At 73.1% G+C, this 13,130-nt stretch carries 12 protein-coding genes; 6 read left to right on the top strand and 6 right to left on the bottom strand.

What is annotated here, in order from left to right; all coding sequences use genetic code 11:
* Positions 1-113 precede the first annotated feature (113 nt).
* Together LCE31_RS25205 and LCE31_RS25210 are read left to right on the top strand one after the other, a co-directional pair.
* Positions 114-986: a sulfite exporter TauE/SafE family protein gene (locus tag LCE31_RS25205; RefSeq protein ID WP_225017921.1), complete on the top strand. Its 873-nt coding sequence runs from the start codon at positions 114-116 to the stop codon at positions 984-986.
* Positions 987-1,091: 105 nt separating this feature from the next.
* Entirely contained in the window at positions 1,092-1,883 is a 792-nt protein-coding gene (locus LCE31_RS25210; protein WP_225017923.1) for a VOC family protein, read from the top strand.
* A 48-nt stretch (positions 1,884-1,931) separates the two neighbouring features.
* Here the strand turns inward: LCE31_RS25210 and LCE31_RS25215 are convergent, their stop codons facing one another.
* Positions 1,932-2,222 carry a UBP-type zinc finger domain-containing protein gene (locus LCE31_RS25215; RefSeq protein ID WP_225017925.1) on the bottom strand — a complete coding sequence of 97 codons (291 nt, stop codon included), beginning with the start codon at positions 2,220-2,222 and terminating at the stop codon, positions 1,932-1,934.
* A 253-nt stretch (positions 2,223-2,475) separates the two neighbouring features.
* Here LCE31_RS25215 and LCE31_RS25220 point away from each other — a divergent pair, with 253 nt between their 5' ends.
* Positions 2,476-2,982 carry a hypothetical protein gene (locus LCE31_RS25220; RefSeq protein WP_225017927.1) on the top strand — a complete coding sequence of 169 codons (507 nt, stop codon included), beginning with the start codon at positions 2,476-2,478 and terminating at the stop codon, positions 2,980-2,982.
* Positions 2,983-3,003: 21 nt separating this feature from the next.
* Here LCE31_RS25220 and LCE31_RS25225 read toward each other — a convergent pair whose 3' ends face one another.
* Positions 3,004-4,197: a family 16 glycosylhydrolase gene (locus LCE31_RS25225; protein ID WP_225017929.1), complete on the bottom strand. Its 1,194-nt coding sequence runs from the start codon at positions 4,195-4,197 to the stop codon at positions 3,004-3,006.
* A 433-nt stretch (positions 4,198-4,630) separates the two neighbouring features.
* On the opposite strand from LCE31_RS25225, the gene LCE31_RS25230 reads away from it, so the two are divergent.
* A complete protein-coding gene (locus LCE31_RS25230) occupies positions 4,631-6,052 on the top strand; it encodes a SpoIIE family protein phosphatase (protein ID WP_225017931.1) in 1,422 nt (473 codons plus the stop codon).
* A gap of 18 nt (positions 6,053-6,070) precedes the next feature.
* Here LCE31_RS25230 and LCE31_RS25235 read toward each other — a convergent pair whose 3' ends face one another.
* A complete protein-coding gene (locus tag LCE31_RS25235; protein WP_225017940.1) occupies positions 6,071-7,564 on the bottom strand; it encodes a DNA-binding protein NsdB in 1,494 nt (497 codons plus the stop codon).
* A gap of 229 nt (positions 7,565-7,793) precedes the next feature.
* Between LCE31_RS25235 and LCE31_RS25240 the strand changes: the two genes are divergently transcribed.
* The gene (locus LCE31_RS25240) at positions 7,794-8,897 is read left to right on the top strand and encodes an aminoglycoside phosphotransferase family protein (protein ID WP_225017934.1); all 1,104 of its coding nucleotides are present in this window, start codon (positions 7,794-7,796) and stop codon (positions 8,895-8,897) included.
* A 77-nt stretch (positions 8,898-8,974) separates the two neighbouring features.
* Here LCE31_RS25240 and LCE31_RS25245 read toward each other — a convergent pair whose 3' ends face one another.
* Together LCE31_RS25245 and LCE31_RS25250 are read right to left on the bottom strand one after the other, a co-directional pair.
* Positions 8,975-10,096 carry a baeRF3 domain-containing protein gene (locus tag LCE31_RS25245; protein ID WP_225017936.1) on the bottom strand — a complete coding sequence of 374 codons (1,122 nt, stop codon included), beginning with the start codon at positions 10,094-10,096 and terminating at the stop codon, positions 8,975-8,977.
* A gap of 130 nt (positions 10,097-10,226) precedes the next feature.
* Positions 10,227-10,727 (bottom strand): hypothetical protein, encoded by a 501-nt coding sequence (locus LCE31_RS25250; protein WP_225017937.1) that lies wholly within the window; start codon positions 10,725-10,727, stop codon positions 10,227-10,229.
* Between the two features lie 493 nt (positions 10,728-11,220).
* Here LCE31_RS25250 and paaK point away from each other — a divergent pair, with 493 nt between their 5' ends.
* Positions 11,221-12,513 (top strand): phenylacetate--CoA ligase PaaK, encoded by a 1,293-nt coding sequence (paaK, locus tag LCE31_RS25255; RefSeq protein ID WP_225017938.1) that lies wholly within the window; start codon positions 11,221-11,223, stop codon positions 12,511-12,513.
* An 80-nt stretch (positions 12,514-12,593) separates the two neighbouring features.
* Here the strand turns inward: paaK and LCE31_RS25260 are convergent.
* Positions 12,594-13,130 (bottom strand): ion transporter permease (locus tag LCE31_RS25260; RefSeq protein ID WP_225017939.1); only part of this gene is annotated, 537 nt, incomplete at its 5' end.

Genomic DNA, 13,130 nt, shown 5'->3' on the forward strand with positions numbered 1-13,130 from the left:
GCCGACGGCAGCGACGGCAGCGACGGCAGCGACGGCAGCGACGGCAGCGACGGCAGCGACGGCAGCGACGGCAGCGACGGCAGCGACGGCAGGGCATAGCATCGTTCTCCGCCATGGGTATATCGATCGGGGAGTTCCTCGCTCTCGCCGCCGCCACCGCGCTCGTGGGGTTCTCCAAGACGGCGGTCAGCGGCGCCAACACGGTGTCCCTCGCCGTCTTCGCCGCCGTCCTGCCGGCCCGCCTGTCGACGGGGGTGCTGCTGCCGCTCCTCATCGCGGGGGACCTGATCGCCGTGCTGAGCTACCGGCGGCACGCGCACTGGCCCACCCTGCTCCGGCTGTTCCCCGCGGTCGCGGCGGGCGTGGTGGTGGGCACGCTGTTCCTGGCCCGGGCCGACGACACGGTGGTACGCACCTCGATCGGGGCGATCCTGCTGCTGATGGCGGGCGTCACGGTGTGGCGCAGGCGCTCCGCGGGCCGGCCGGGACCCGCGGCGCCGGCGGACCCGGCGGACCCTGACGCGCCCGACGCCCCGGCCGGCGCACCGCGGGCGAAGCCCGGGCCGGAGCCTGAAGCGGTCCTGGACGGGCCTCCGTCCCGGCGGGGAGCGCGTGAGCGCGGCCCCAAGGGCGGGCGGTTCAGGGCGGGTTCGTACGGCGTGCTCGGCGGGTTCACCACGATGGTCGCCAACGCGGGCGGCCCCGTGATGTCGCTGTACCTGATCTCGGCGGGCTTCAGGAAATGGCAGTTCCTCGGCACGGCCGCCTGGTTCTTCCTCATCGTCAACGTGGCGAAGGTGCCCTTCAGCGCGGGCCTCGGCCTGATCGACGGCCGCTCCCTGCTGCTGGACGCGGCGCTGGTGGCGTTCGTCCCGCCCGGCGCGTACCTCGGGAGGATCTGCGCGGACCGCCTCAACCAGTCGCTCTTCGAACGGCTGGTGATCGCCGCGACGGTGCTGGGCGGCCTGGAGCTGCTGGTGCGCTGAGCGGGACGGGACGGGGGCCGGATGGTACCCGACGTCCGTGGCTGCCCCGCCCACCTGGCAGAGTAGGGCGTCAGGGACGCTGTCGAGCCGGGTGGAGAGAGCCGCATGGAGATGGATCAGGACAAGAAGGCGCCTTCGGACACGGTCGCGGGGGCACCGTGCTGGGTCACCCTGATCTCCAGCGACCTGGCCGCCGCTCAGCGCTTCTACTCCGACGTGCTGGGGTGGACCTACCGCGACACCAGCCTCGGGGAGGGCTTCTGTGTCGCGCTCACCAACGGCTCCCCCGTCGCGGGTATCGGCGGCCTCACCGCGTCGTTGCCGGTCAGCGCCGCCTGGACGCCGTACTTCGCGGTCGCGGGCGTCGACACGGCGGCGGCCAGGATTCGGGAGCGCGGTGCGACGGTCGCCGTCGGCCCGCTGGCCTTCCACACCGGCCGTGCCGCGCTCGCCACCGACCCGGACGGCGCGGCCTTCGGCATCTGGGAGGGTGCCGTACGGTCCGACTGGACGGTGGGGCAGGGTTCCGCGCCCGCGTGGCTCGAACTGCGCACCCGGGACGCGTCCGACGCCACACGCTTCTACGGCCAGGTGCTCGGCTGGTCCGACGACGAGGGCAGCGCGCTGTCGCCGGTGTACGAGGACGGGGACGCGGTGCTGCGCCAGGGCGGGCGGGTGGTGGCGCGGATCGGCGGCGGGGCGTCCCCGTCGTCCGCCGACCCCGGGGCGCGGCCGAGGTGGCGGGTGTACTTCCGGGTGCCGGACGTCGCCCGTTCGGTCGCGGCGGCGGTGGCGCTCGGCGGGGCGCTGGTGCAGGCCGCCGCGGACGGAGCGCAGGAGCGCGACGCCACCCTGCGTGACCCGGACGGCGCGCTCTTCACGGTGACGCCCGCCTGAGACCGGGAGCCCCCGGCCGGCGCGCGTGGCCGGGGCAGAGGGGCTGGGTCAGAGGGGGCGGACCGGCCCCATCCCCTCGACCTCGAAGGCCACACCGTCGTCGTAACACCACCACCAGCCCTCACCGGGCTCGTAGCTGCGGATCAGCGGGTGACCCGTCGCGTTGTGGTGTGCGGTGGCGTGCTTGTTCTTGGAGGAGTCGCAGCAGCCCACGTGCCCGCAGTTCTGGCACTCCCGCAGGTGCACCCAGGAGTCCCCGACGGCCACGCAGTCGGGACACGTGTCCTCACTGTCCGCGGTCACCGGTTCCACATCCGCGAGATGGCTGCAGATGGCCATCTGCGATGCGATTCCTTCGTTCTCCGTCATGGTGCTGTCCGCCCGTCCGACCTGTCCGGTCACGTCGCGTAGTCGGTCGCACGTCCACCGTACGGCCGTGCGGAGCGTATCGCCAGCAGGACGGGCGGGGGCCGGGGAACCGGCGGGGGCGTCCCGTGTGTCCCGGCGGCACGATCACGGCGGACAGCCGCGCGGCGCCGGGCGGCGCCTGCCACGCGGTGACGCGGCGGAGCCGGCCGTGCTTGGATGCGGTGTGGCGGACGACGGAGCGGGAGCGGGCGGTTTCACGGCGGCCACGGGCCACGGGCCCGAGCCCCACGGCACGGCGCCGGGCGGGCGGGCCGCCGAGGTGTCGGTGGCGTACGAGGGGCTGCTCCAGATCCGGCGCGTGACCCATCGGGGCCACGGCGATCCGGTCGGCGTGCCCGCGCCCTGGGAGCGGCTGCGGCCCGTCCGGTCGGTGGCTCTGGTGCTGGAGGCCGCGGGCCTGGCGCCGTCGGCGGTGGACGCCGGCGGTGTCCGCAGCGCGACGGGCTATGCCGTACGGGAGGGGGAGCGGCCCGGCACCGTCCTCGTGGAGTGGCTCGGGCCGGACGGCTCCGGCGCGGCGTACGAGGAGGAGTCCACCCTGAAGCGGTGTGCCCGGGTGCTCGCGGAGCGCGGGTGGGAGGCGCTGCTGTACCGGGGCCCGCGGCGGCGCCGGTACCTGGAGGTGGAACCGGCGGGGGGGGGGCCCCCGGTGCCGGGCCCGGCGTCCTGAGGTGTCACCCGGGTGCGGCCGTCAGTTCACTGTCCACTTCTGGTTCGATGTCCCGGTGCAGGTCCACAGCTGAAGGCGGGTCCCGTTGGCCGAGCTCTGGCCGGTGGCGTCCACGCACTTGTTCGCCTGCGGGTTGGTGATGTCGTGCGCCGCGTTGGGCGTGAACTTCTGGTTGGCCCCGCCGGTGCAGTCCCACAGCTGGAGCTGTGTGCCGTCGGCGGTGCCGTTGCCCGTGGCGTCGAGGCACTTGCCGAGCGCCTTGAGGGTGCCGTCCGAACCGACCGTCCACGCCTGGGCGTTGGAGCCGTTGCAGTCGTAGAGCTGTACGGGCGTGCCGTTGGCGTTGCTCGCGGAGGCGACGTCCATGCACTTGCCGCCGATACCGGTGATGGTGTGTGTGCCCGCGGGCGGTGTGGTGTTGCTCGTGGTGACGTGCACGTAGTCGACGACGAGCTGGGACGGGAAGGGGGTGGAGCCGTCGGGGTCGCCGGGCCAGTAGCCGCCGACGGCGAGGTTGAGGATGAGGAAGAACGGCTTGTTGTAGACCCAGGTCTTGCCGCCGAGGTCGGCCGGGGTGCGGGTCTGGTAGGTCTGGCCGTCCACGGACCAGGTGATGGAGTTCGGCGACCAGTCCACGGCGAAGGTGTGGAACGCGTCCGCGAACGCCTGGCCGCCGGGAAGGGTGTAGCCGGCGCCGATGCCGTCGGCGCCGGAGTAGCCGGGCCCGTGGATGGTTCCGTGCACACTGCCGGGCTCGAAGCCGACGTTCTCCATGATGTCGACCTCGCCGCTGTTGGGCCAGCCGACGCTGCCGATGTCGTCGCCGAGCATCCAGAAGGCGGGCCACATGCCCTGGCCGCGCGGGATCTTCATCCGGGTCTCGACGTGTCCGTACTGCGCGCTGAACTTGCCCGAGGTGTTGAGCCGGGCGGAGGTGTACTCGCACCGGCCGTACCAGCACTGGTAGTTGCCGGGATTCTCCTTGCGCGCCTCGATGACCAGGTGGCCCTGGCCGTCCAGCTTCGCGTTGGCGTTGCCCGGGGTGTAGTACTCGCGCTCGTGGTTGTCGACGTTGTCACCGGTCTCGGTGGTCCACTTGCTGCCGTCGGGGCCCTGCCCCGCGGGACCGTCGAAGTCGTCGGTGAACGAGCCGCCCGCGGCGACCGCGCCCGAGCAGCACAGCAGGGCCGCGGCGGAGAGTGCGAGTCTTCGCATCCAGGGAGTTCGCACAGGTCATCACATCGCTTCCGGTGGGGGCGAACGCATGAGGGGGTGAGCATCACGCGTATGACATACCGCCGTCCGAAGGCCGGCACCCCGGAGGGCGCCGGCCTTCGGACGCTTATTTCATCCCTTGATTTAAGACTTGCCCCATGTACACGTCAAGCAGTTGGTATGGACCAGAAACGCGGATCTGCGACCCGCTCCCCCGGCGGCCGCATCGCGCGAACAGGGCGGCAGGCGCGAGTGGAGGGAAGCCGGAACCCGGTGGACCGGGGCGCGCGGGCATGGAGCATGATTGACATATGCCGTATGCATGCACGTACCGAGTGTTGCCAAATGGCTTACGAGGTACAGGTGCCTGTGCGAGAGTCGTTACGGTCCATCAGCCAGACGCGTAAGACAGCGCCCGTATCGGAGTAGACAGATGCCGCCCCCTCTCTTCGCGGACCGCAACGCCCCGCCGCCCGAGCGGGGCATGGTGGACGCGCTCATCACGCAGACCCGCCGCCTGCGCGGCGAGGTCGACGCGGTGCGGCAGGACGCGGCGGCCGACGAGGACGACACACTCTGGCGCTGGCAACGCGCTCTGTGCGATCTGGCTGTCCACCAACTGGACGACCTGGGTGCGCACTTGGACCAACTACGGGCCGGCCGGCCGAGCGGGGCCGAAGGCGCGGGCGACGTCGAGGGCGCGCCGCTGCCTGGGCCGCTCACCGGCCGGGTCGGGAGCGCGGAGTGGAACCTCCTCACCGACGAAGCCAGCTGGTCCGACGAGCTGTTCGACATCCTGGACCGGCCGCGCTCCAGCGGCCCCATGTCGCTCGACGAGCTGCCCTCGCTGGTGTTCTTCGAGGACCGTGCCCTGCTCACCACGATGGTGACGGCATGCCTGGTCGACGGGCGCCCCATCGACGGCGAGTTCCGCGTCGTACACCACGACGGCCAGGTGCGTACGGTGCACATGATGGGCGAGCCGGTGCTCGACGGCTCTGGCTGCACGGCGTCCATGTGGGCCGTGGTACGGGACGTCAGCGACCTGCGCAGGGGTGAGCGCGCGGTCAGGGCGTCCGGCGCGTCGGTCGCCCGCGACCGCGGCCCGGCGTCCCCGCGCGAACGCGCGCGCGTGGCCGCCACGTTCGAGGACACGACGGCGCCCGCGACCCGGTACGCTCCCGCGGGGTCGTCGCGACCCGCCGGTCCCGCGGCACTCGACGTGGCGGCGTACTGCCCGCGGGGCGCGCGGGGCACGCCGCTCGGCGGCGACTGGTGCGACGTGTTCGAACTGCCGGGGGAGCCGCCCGCGGGCGACACGCTCCTGGCCGTCGGCGGCCTGACGGGCCACGGCGCGTACGCCGACTCCTCCATCGCCATGGTGCGCGGCGCGCTGCGCGGCCTGTCCGTCGCCGGGATCGAGCCGGGTCCGCTCCTCGGCCATCTGGACCGGCTCATCGACGCGCAGGAGCAGCCGACGCTCAGCAGCGCGCTCTGCTCCCGCTACCGGCCTTCGACCAGGACGTTCTCGTGGGCGCAGGCCGGGCATCCGGCACCGCTGCTGTTCCGGGACGGCACCGGGCGCGCGCTGACGCGGCCGGACGGCGTACTGCTCGGCGCGACCCCGGGGGCCTCGTACGAGCAGGCCGACGTCCGGCTGCTGCCGGGCGACGTACTGGTGCTGCGCACGGAGGCGCTCGCCCCCGGTGCGGACGCGCGGCTGCTGTCGCTCGCGCCCGCGCTGACGGCGGCCGGCAGCGCGCAGGAGTGCGCGGCGCTCGTGGCGGCGGAGTTCGACGGACCCCGCACGCCCCGCACGGACGACGCCTGCGTGCTGGTGGCCCGCGCCACCTGAACCCGCGCCCACGACGGCCTAGACGTCCGCCCGACGCCTGCGCTGCGGCCCTTTCGGCAGGGCCGTCTCGATCTCGCCGCGCAACGCGTCGATCGTCCCGGACCCCGCGTACCTGCCGGTGAGCCGGTACATCTCACGGAGCCGGTCCCAGGTGCGGTGCGAGGAGGTCTCCCCCATCGACACCAGTGCGAGGCGCGCGTACCGGTCCGCCTCCTCGGGATCACCGCCGATGAAACAGGCCGACGCCATCGACAGGTAGTCGAAGATCGTGGACCGTTTCCGGTCTTCCGCCCTCAGGTCGAGCGCCTTGCCCGCGTGCTTGCGTGCCGTGGCCGCCGCGGCGGGATCGTGGTCGGCGAGCGTACGGAAGGCGAGGGCCTCCATGCCGTGCAGATCCGCCTCGTCGAACATCTCCATCCAGCTCGGCGGTTCGTCGCCGGTCAGGTCGGAGACGAACAGCTCCTCCGCCTCGCCGAGCGTGCGCCGCATCGCGCGTCCGTCGCCCATGGCCGCCTCGGCCCACGCCTCGATGGTGCGCAGCATGGCCCGCGTCCTCGGTACGGCCCGCCGGCCGGAGCCCGACGAGGCGAGCTTCATCAGGTCGAGCGCGTCGTCGGGCCGGCCGAGGTGCACCATCTGGCGGGCCGCCCTGGACAGCGCCTCACCGGCGCGCGGCCGGTCGCCGCCCTCGCGGGCCGCGTGGGTGGCGATGACGAAGTACTTCTGGGCGGTGGGTTCGAGGCCCACGTCGTGGGACATCCACCCGGCGAGCACGGCGAGGTTGGCGGCGACGCCCCACAGGCGCCGCTGGATGGACTCGGGGTGGCGGTAGGCGAGCATGCCGCCCACCTCGTTGAGCTGCCCCACCACGGCCTTGCGCTGGAGGCCGCCGCCCCGCGCGGCGTCCCAGGCCCGGAACACCTCGACGGAGCGCTCCAGCGCGTCGATCTCCTGCGACCCGACGGGGGCCGCCTCGTAGCGGTCGGACCCCGCGGGGCCCGCGGGCAACGGGTCGTCCACCGTGGGAGCGTCGGCGGTCAGTACGGGGTCGGTGTGCAGCCAGTCGAGCATGGCGCCGCTGAGTGCGGAGCCCGCGGTGAGCGCGGCGCCCGCGCCCACCATGCCGCGTCGGTTGAGCATGAGGTCCATTCCCGTGAATTCGGTGAGGACCGCCGCCGTCTGCTCCGGCGCCCACGGCAGTTCGTCGGGGTGCTTCTCCGTCTTCCCGGCGTCCTGCCGCTTCCCCGCGCGCCCGGTGCGTACGAACCCGAGGTCCTCGATGGTCACGACACGACCGAGCCGCTCGGTGAACAGAGCCGCGAGCACCCGCGGCACCGGGTCCCTGGGGGTCTCCCCCATGTCGATCCACCGCCGCACCCGCGAGGTGTCGGTGGACAGTTGGGGGTGGCCCATGGCCGCCGCCTGCTTGTTCACCAGCCTCGCGAGCTCGCCCTTCGACCAGCCTGCCAGGCCGAACAGGTCGGACAGGCGGGTGTTGGGTTCTCCACTCACAATCAAGCCCCCAGGTTCTCGGCTGACTTGACAGTAGCCCCCTGGCAGATGCGCCGCGACTATTCGCCAGGGTTCGCCAGGGTGCGCCAGATGGTGTGCCACCCGCGTACCGGTGTCAGGTAGGAAGGCGCCATCCCGCCCCGGTGGCCCGGGGCATTCCCCAGGGTGCCGGGGTGCCGGGGCGGGGGCGCACACAATTCGTCGGCACACGAAGGGATCTGTCTCGCCCATGTACACAGCATCGGCCTCCGTGTCCGCCCCCTCCCGCTCGCCGCGCACGATCATGCCCGGTGGCGGACCGTACGCCGCGCCCGGCCAGGGGCGGCGCCCGGCGGGTGCGGGCACCGCCCAGGTCAGCGGGAGGCTCGATCTGTCCGGGCCGCAGGGTGCGCAGCTGCGGACGGCGGTCACCTCCGTGCACCGGATCTGTCCCGAGTTCCACCCGGCGCAGGTGCTGCGCCGCAGCGGCCGGTCGGTGCTGTTGGTGGGGTCCGCGGGGCGGGCCACGGTCGTCGCCAAGTGTCTGCTGGACCAGTCGCCGTTGTGGGTGGAGCGGTTCCGCCACGAAATAACGTCGTACCGCGCGTTCGTCAGGCACCGCCCCCCGGTGCGCGTACCGCGCCTGGTGGCGGCCGACCCCGCGGGCGGCGCGCTGGTCCTCGAGCGGATTCCGGGCCGTCCGGCCGCGCTGGCGAGGCACCCGTTGCAGGCGCCGCCGCGCGCCGACATCCGTTCCGTGCTCGGTGCGATCACGCGGCTCAACGCGTGGCAGCCGCCGGCCGGCCGGTTCGACGCCCCGCTGGACTACGCGTCGCGGATCTCCCGCTACCACGAGCTGGGCCTTTTCACCGACCGCGACTTGGGCGACCTGCAGAAACTGCTGCACGGCATCGCCGCCGACCGCAACCCGGCCCGTCAGTTCTGCCACGGTGACGCCCTGTTGTCGAACGTCCTGCTGTCGCCGACAGGTCCCGTCCTGGTCGACTGGGAACACGCGGGCTGGTATCTGCCGGGCTACGACCTGGCGACGCTGTGGACCGTGCTCGGCGACGACCCGGGGACCCGCCGCGAGGTCAGCAAGCTCGCACAGCAGGCGGGGCCCGCTGCGCGCGACGCCTTCCTCGTCAACCTGATGCTGGTGCTCACCCGTGAGATCCGGATGTACGAGACGGCCGTACAGCGCACCCTGCGCGAGGCGCCGCCGGCCGGGCAGACGGCGCAGACCCAGAGCGGGCTCGCGCCGGGCGAGGAACAGCGCCTGCTGCTGCGTCGGCTGCACGACGACTGCGCCCTCGCGCGCCGCGCGGTGCGCGCCGCCGTCGGCACCCGCTGAGGAGACGCGCGGGACAGGCCGCCGTCGGGAGCACGCACGCCGTCGGCGGCGCCTTCCCAGGAGCGCGCCCCCGGCTGTCAGTACCGCAGGACAGCGGCGATCCTGCCGCGCTCGTCGAGGGTGTCGTCGGGGAGGAACACCACCTCGGCGCCGCCGTCGAGCGCGGCCTCGACGAGTTCGTCCACGAGATCGTCGCGTACGTCCGGCCAGGCAGCCGCGGTGTCCTCCACGGGGAGCAGATGGCCGTCGTCCAGCCGGACCGTGACATTGAAGTGTTCTTCGAGCGCGACGAGTCCGGCGCGCTTCTCCCGTACGGACTCCCACACCTCGTCGAGCCCCGCGGCGAATGTGCGGCTGCTCCGGGCCGCGTCGAGCCGCCGAAGCACCTCTGACTTCTCGCGGTGCGCGTACGCGTCGAGGACCGGCTGGAGTTCCTGGCGCAGCGCCGCGGCGGGCCCCTCGGTGAGGCCCCCCTTCACGAGGCGGCCGACGGCCCGGTGGGTGGCGGCGTCCCCGGCCTGTTCGAGGAGGGCGAGCGCGGGCGCGAGGCCCACCAGGTAGAGCGGACGGGGGCGCTCGGCCAGCACGGTGCCCGTCGCCGTGTCGACCGCCTTGAGGAAGCGGCGCGTCTCCTCGTCGCGGAAGGTGCTCGGTGTGTCCCCGATGCGCTCCTCCCGCTCCACGTCCCAGTCCGTCTGCGGCGGTGTCATGGGAAAGCCGTCGCCCCGGTGCTCGTGCAGGGACTCGCCCGTGCCGCTCCACAGGGTGGCGCGGTCCGCGGATACACCGAGCACCCAGTAGGGGCGGGACTGCGCGGTCGCGGCGACGAGATTGCGCGTCAGATAGGTGTCACTGAGGATGACGCTCTCGGGCACGGTGCGCGGCAGGTACCGGACGCTGTGCTCCTGGGCGTCGGCGAGGATCAGCAGTCCGTCGAGGACTTGGCCCGGGTCGGTGTCGGCGACGGCCCGGTCGAGCTGCTCCCGCACGGCGCCGCGTGCCGCGCGCGGGACCTCGGGGTCGGCCTCCAGCCTGCGGCCCGCCTCCGCGAGGAGGTTGCGCAACCGCACCGTGTCCTGCTCCCCGCGCGGATCGCGGCGGTGCGTCGGCATGGTGAGGGAGACCGCGGGATACGGCCGCGGAGCGCGCAGTTCCCGCAGCTCTCGCGGAGTGAGGACGTTGCCGTCGTTGCTGTCCATGCTGACCCTTCGCTCGAAGAAGGTCCGGCACCGGGCACGAAGGCCTGACCGCGGGCCCCGGCGTGCGTCCATTCTCGGGGACGGGGCCCGGTTTCGCAGGGCGGCGGCGGACCGACGGGCGGGGCGGGGGTCAGCCCTGCTGGAACAGCTCCGCGGGCAGCGGCTTGAGCAGCTGGTAGAGGTCGTCCGTGATGGGCCGGTCCCAGCTGGCGATGGTCACGAGGACGTTGTCGCTGCGGTCGAACTGCACGCAGGAGATACGGTCCTCGGACAGTTTGAGGCGGCGCACGATGAGGAGGTTGTCGCCCTGCATGACGGGCGTGTCCTCCACGCCGGTGACCTCGACGGGCTCCTCGTTCTCCAGGGCGAGCAGCAGCTGCGCGACCTCGAAGGGGACCTGGCCCTCGCCCAGCTCGCGGGCAGGCGAACCGTCCGGGAGGTTGCCGATGATCATCGCGGGTCCGCGTCCGCCGAACAGGTCGTACCGCAGGAAGACGCCCTGGCAGCTGCCGTCGGGGGCGGGGAGCAGGCCCGCCCCGAGGTTGCCCGGCCAGTCGCCGGGGTCCATGGCCAGGACGTCGAAGTCGGGGCCCGCGGGCGTGGCTGCGCTGCGGCGGCGGAGGAAGGACATCCCCCCATCGTACGGGTTCCGCCGCCTGGGCCGGTGCCGGGGCGGGCGCGTTCCGACGACCGGGAGAGGCGTACGCCCAGGCCGTTTTCGCCGTCTGCGGCGGGCTGCACGGAGGGCCTTCCCGGGCTCCGCGGCACGGCTGGCGCCGACGTGCGCGAAGAGCCGTCCACGGCCCTGGAGCCAGCCCCGCACGGGGGCCCGTGGGTCCCTCAACACGCGGCCGGATCGTGGGCGAGGTCCTCCAGCACGCGGCCGGGTCGGAGCGGGTCCGGTCCCTCCAGCACGTGGTCGGGCTGTGAGCGAGTCACTCGGCGGTCAGCCACAGCGTGAGCGGCGCGCTCTCGGTGGCACGAGCGGCTCTCTCGGTGATGCGCGCAGTGGTGGCGGGTCCCCCGGCCGTCCGCCGGCCTATTGACGGTCGGCCGTCGTGGCTGAATAACTGGTTCCCGGACCGCTCTACCGAATGATCGGTCGAGAGAGGGGAGCGCGCGCCATGGAACTTCTGCTCGACCCGGGAGAGCGGCTGACCCGTGCGGACCTGGGCACGTTGCAGCTGGAGCGGCTGCGGGCGACGCTGCGGCGCGCGTACGAGAACGTCGCCTCCTACCGGCGGGCCTTCGACGCGGCGGGGGTGCGTCCCGAGGACTGCGGGTCCCTGGCCGACCTGGCGCGTTTCCCGCTGACCGCGAAGGCGGACCTGCGGGAGAACTACCCGTTCGGGATGTTCGCGGTCGAGGAGTCGGAGATCCGCCGCATCCATGCCTCCAGCGGTACGACCGGCCTGCCGACGGTCGTCGGGTACACGCAGCACGATCTGGACACCTGGGCCGACGTGGTCGCGCGCTCGATCCGCGCGGCGGGCGGGCGGCCGGGCCACAAGGTGCATGTGGCGTACGGCTACGGGCTCTTCACCGGCGGTCTCGGCGCGCACTACGGCGCCGAGCGGCTCGGCTGCACGGTGATCCCGGCCTCGGGCGGCATGACAGCCCGGCAGGTCCAGCTGATCAGGGACTTCCGGCCAGAGATCATCATGGTGACACCGTCGTACATGCTGACGCTGCTGGACGAGTTCGAACGGCAGGGCGTGGACCCCCGTTCGACCTCGCTGAAGGTGGGCATCTTCGGCGCCGAGCCGTGGACGGAGGGGATGCGGCGGGAGATCGAGGAGCGGTTCGCCCTGGACGCGGTCGACATCTACGGGCTCTCCGAGGTGATGGGGCCGGGCATCGCGCAGGAGTGCGTGGAGGCCAAGGGGTCGCTGACGATCTGGGAGGACCACTTCTATCCGGAGGTGGTGGACCCGTTCACCGGGGAGGTGCTGCCCGAGGGCGAGGAGGGCGAGCTCGTCCTCACCTCCCTGACGAAGGAGGCCATGCCGGTGATCCGGTACCGCACCCGCGACCTCACCCGGCTGCTGCCGGGCGACGCGCGGGTGTTCCGGCGCATGGCGAAGGTGACCGGCCGCTCCGACGACATGGTGATCCTGCGCGGGGTGAACCTCTTCCCTACGCAGATCGAGGAGATCGTGCTCCGCACACCGGCCGTCGCCCCGCACTTCCAGCTGCGGCTGACCCGGGAGGGCCGGATGGACGCGCTGACGGTACGGGCCGAGGCCCGGCAGGGTGCGACGCCCGAGCAGCGGGCCGAGGCGTCGCGGACGATCACGGCAGCCGTGAAGGACGGCGTCGGGGTGTCGGTCGCGGTGGAGATCGTGGACCCGGAGACGCTGGAGCGCTCGGTCGGCAAGATCCGCAGGATCGTGGACCTGCGCGGAAAGCCGGCCTGACGGCGGGCGGGGAGATTGCCGCACGCGCGGCCGGGCCGTGAGACGCGACGGGCCGCGGGCGCCGTCCCGGTCCGTTCCCGCTATGGGCTGATCGCGAGGAAGACGAACGCCGCGCAGAGCACGAGGTGCACCCCGCCCTGGAGCAGTGTCGCGCGGCCCGGCAGGACCGTGAGGCCGCTCACCACCAGGGTCAGCGTGAGCAGCACCATGTGGGTGGGGCCGAGGCCGAGGACCAGCGGTCCCTTGATCCAGACGGTGGCGAGTGCGATGGCCGGGATCGTCAGGCCGATGCTGGCGATGGCGGACCCGTAGGCGAGGTTGAGGCTCGTCTGGACGTGGTCGCGGCGGGCCGCCCGTACGGCGGCCAGGGTCTCGGGCAGCAGCACGAGCAGGGCGATGACGACGCCGACGACGGCCTGCGGCAGCCCCGCGGACTCGACTCCCGACTCGATGGTCGGCGAGACCGCCTTGGCGCCCCCCCCCACGGCCACGAGCGCCACCAGCAGTACGACGAGGCTCAGCAGCGCCGCGCGGCGCGTGGGCCGCCCGCCGTGCCCCTCGTCCTCCCACTCCCCCGCTTCCGCCGCCCGGTCCGCTCCTGTCGCCGCCTCCCGGTT

This window comes from Streptomyces sp. 8L (assembly GCF_020176795.1).
Classification (GTDB): Bacteria; Actinomycetota; Actinomycetes; order Streptomycetales; family Streptomycetaceae; genus Streptomyces.

Excerpts from the sequence above, each read along its gene's own strand:
- LCE31_RS25205 (WP_225017921.1), top strand. The coding sequence starts at position 114 with ATGGGTATATCGATCGGGGAGTTCCTCGCTCTCGCCGCCGCCACCGCG.
- LCE31_RS25210 (WP_225017923.1), top strand. The coding sequence starts at position 1,092 with ATGGAGATGGATCAGGACAAGAAGGCGCCTTCGGACACGGTCGCGGGG.
- LCE31_RS25215 (WP_225017925.1), bottom strand. The coding sequence starts at position 2,222 with ATGGCCATCTGCAGCCATCTCGCGGATGTGGAACCGGTGACCGCGGAC.
- LCE31_RS25225 (WP_225017929.1), bottom strand. The coding sequence starts at position 4,197 with ATGCGAAGACTCGCACTCTCCGCCGCGGCCCTGCTGTGCTGCTCGGGC.
- LCE31_RS25230 (WP_225017931.1), top strand. The coding sequence starts at position 4,631 with ATGCCGCCCCCTCTCTTCGCGGACCGCAACGCCCCGCCGCCCGAGCGG.
- LCE31_RS25240 (WP_225017934.1), top strand. The coding sequence starts at position 7,794 with ATGTACACAGCATCGGCCTCCGTGTCCGCCCCCTCCCGCTCGCCGCGC.
- LCE31_RS25245 (WP_225017936.1), bottom strand. The coding sequence starts at position 10,096 with ATGGACAGCAACGACGGCAACGTCCTCACTCCGCGAGAGCTGCGGGAA.
- LCE31_RS25250 (WP_225017937.1), bottom strand. The coding sequence starts at position 10,727 with ATGTCCTTCCTCCGCCGCCGCAGCGCAGCCACGCCCGCGGGCCCCGAC.
- paaK (WP_225017938.1), top strand. The coding sequence starts at position 11,221 with ATGGAACTTCTGCTCGACCCGGGAGAGCGGCTGACCCGTGCGGACCTG.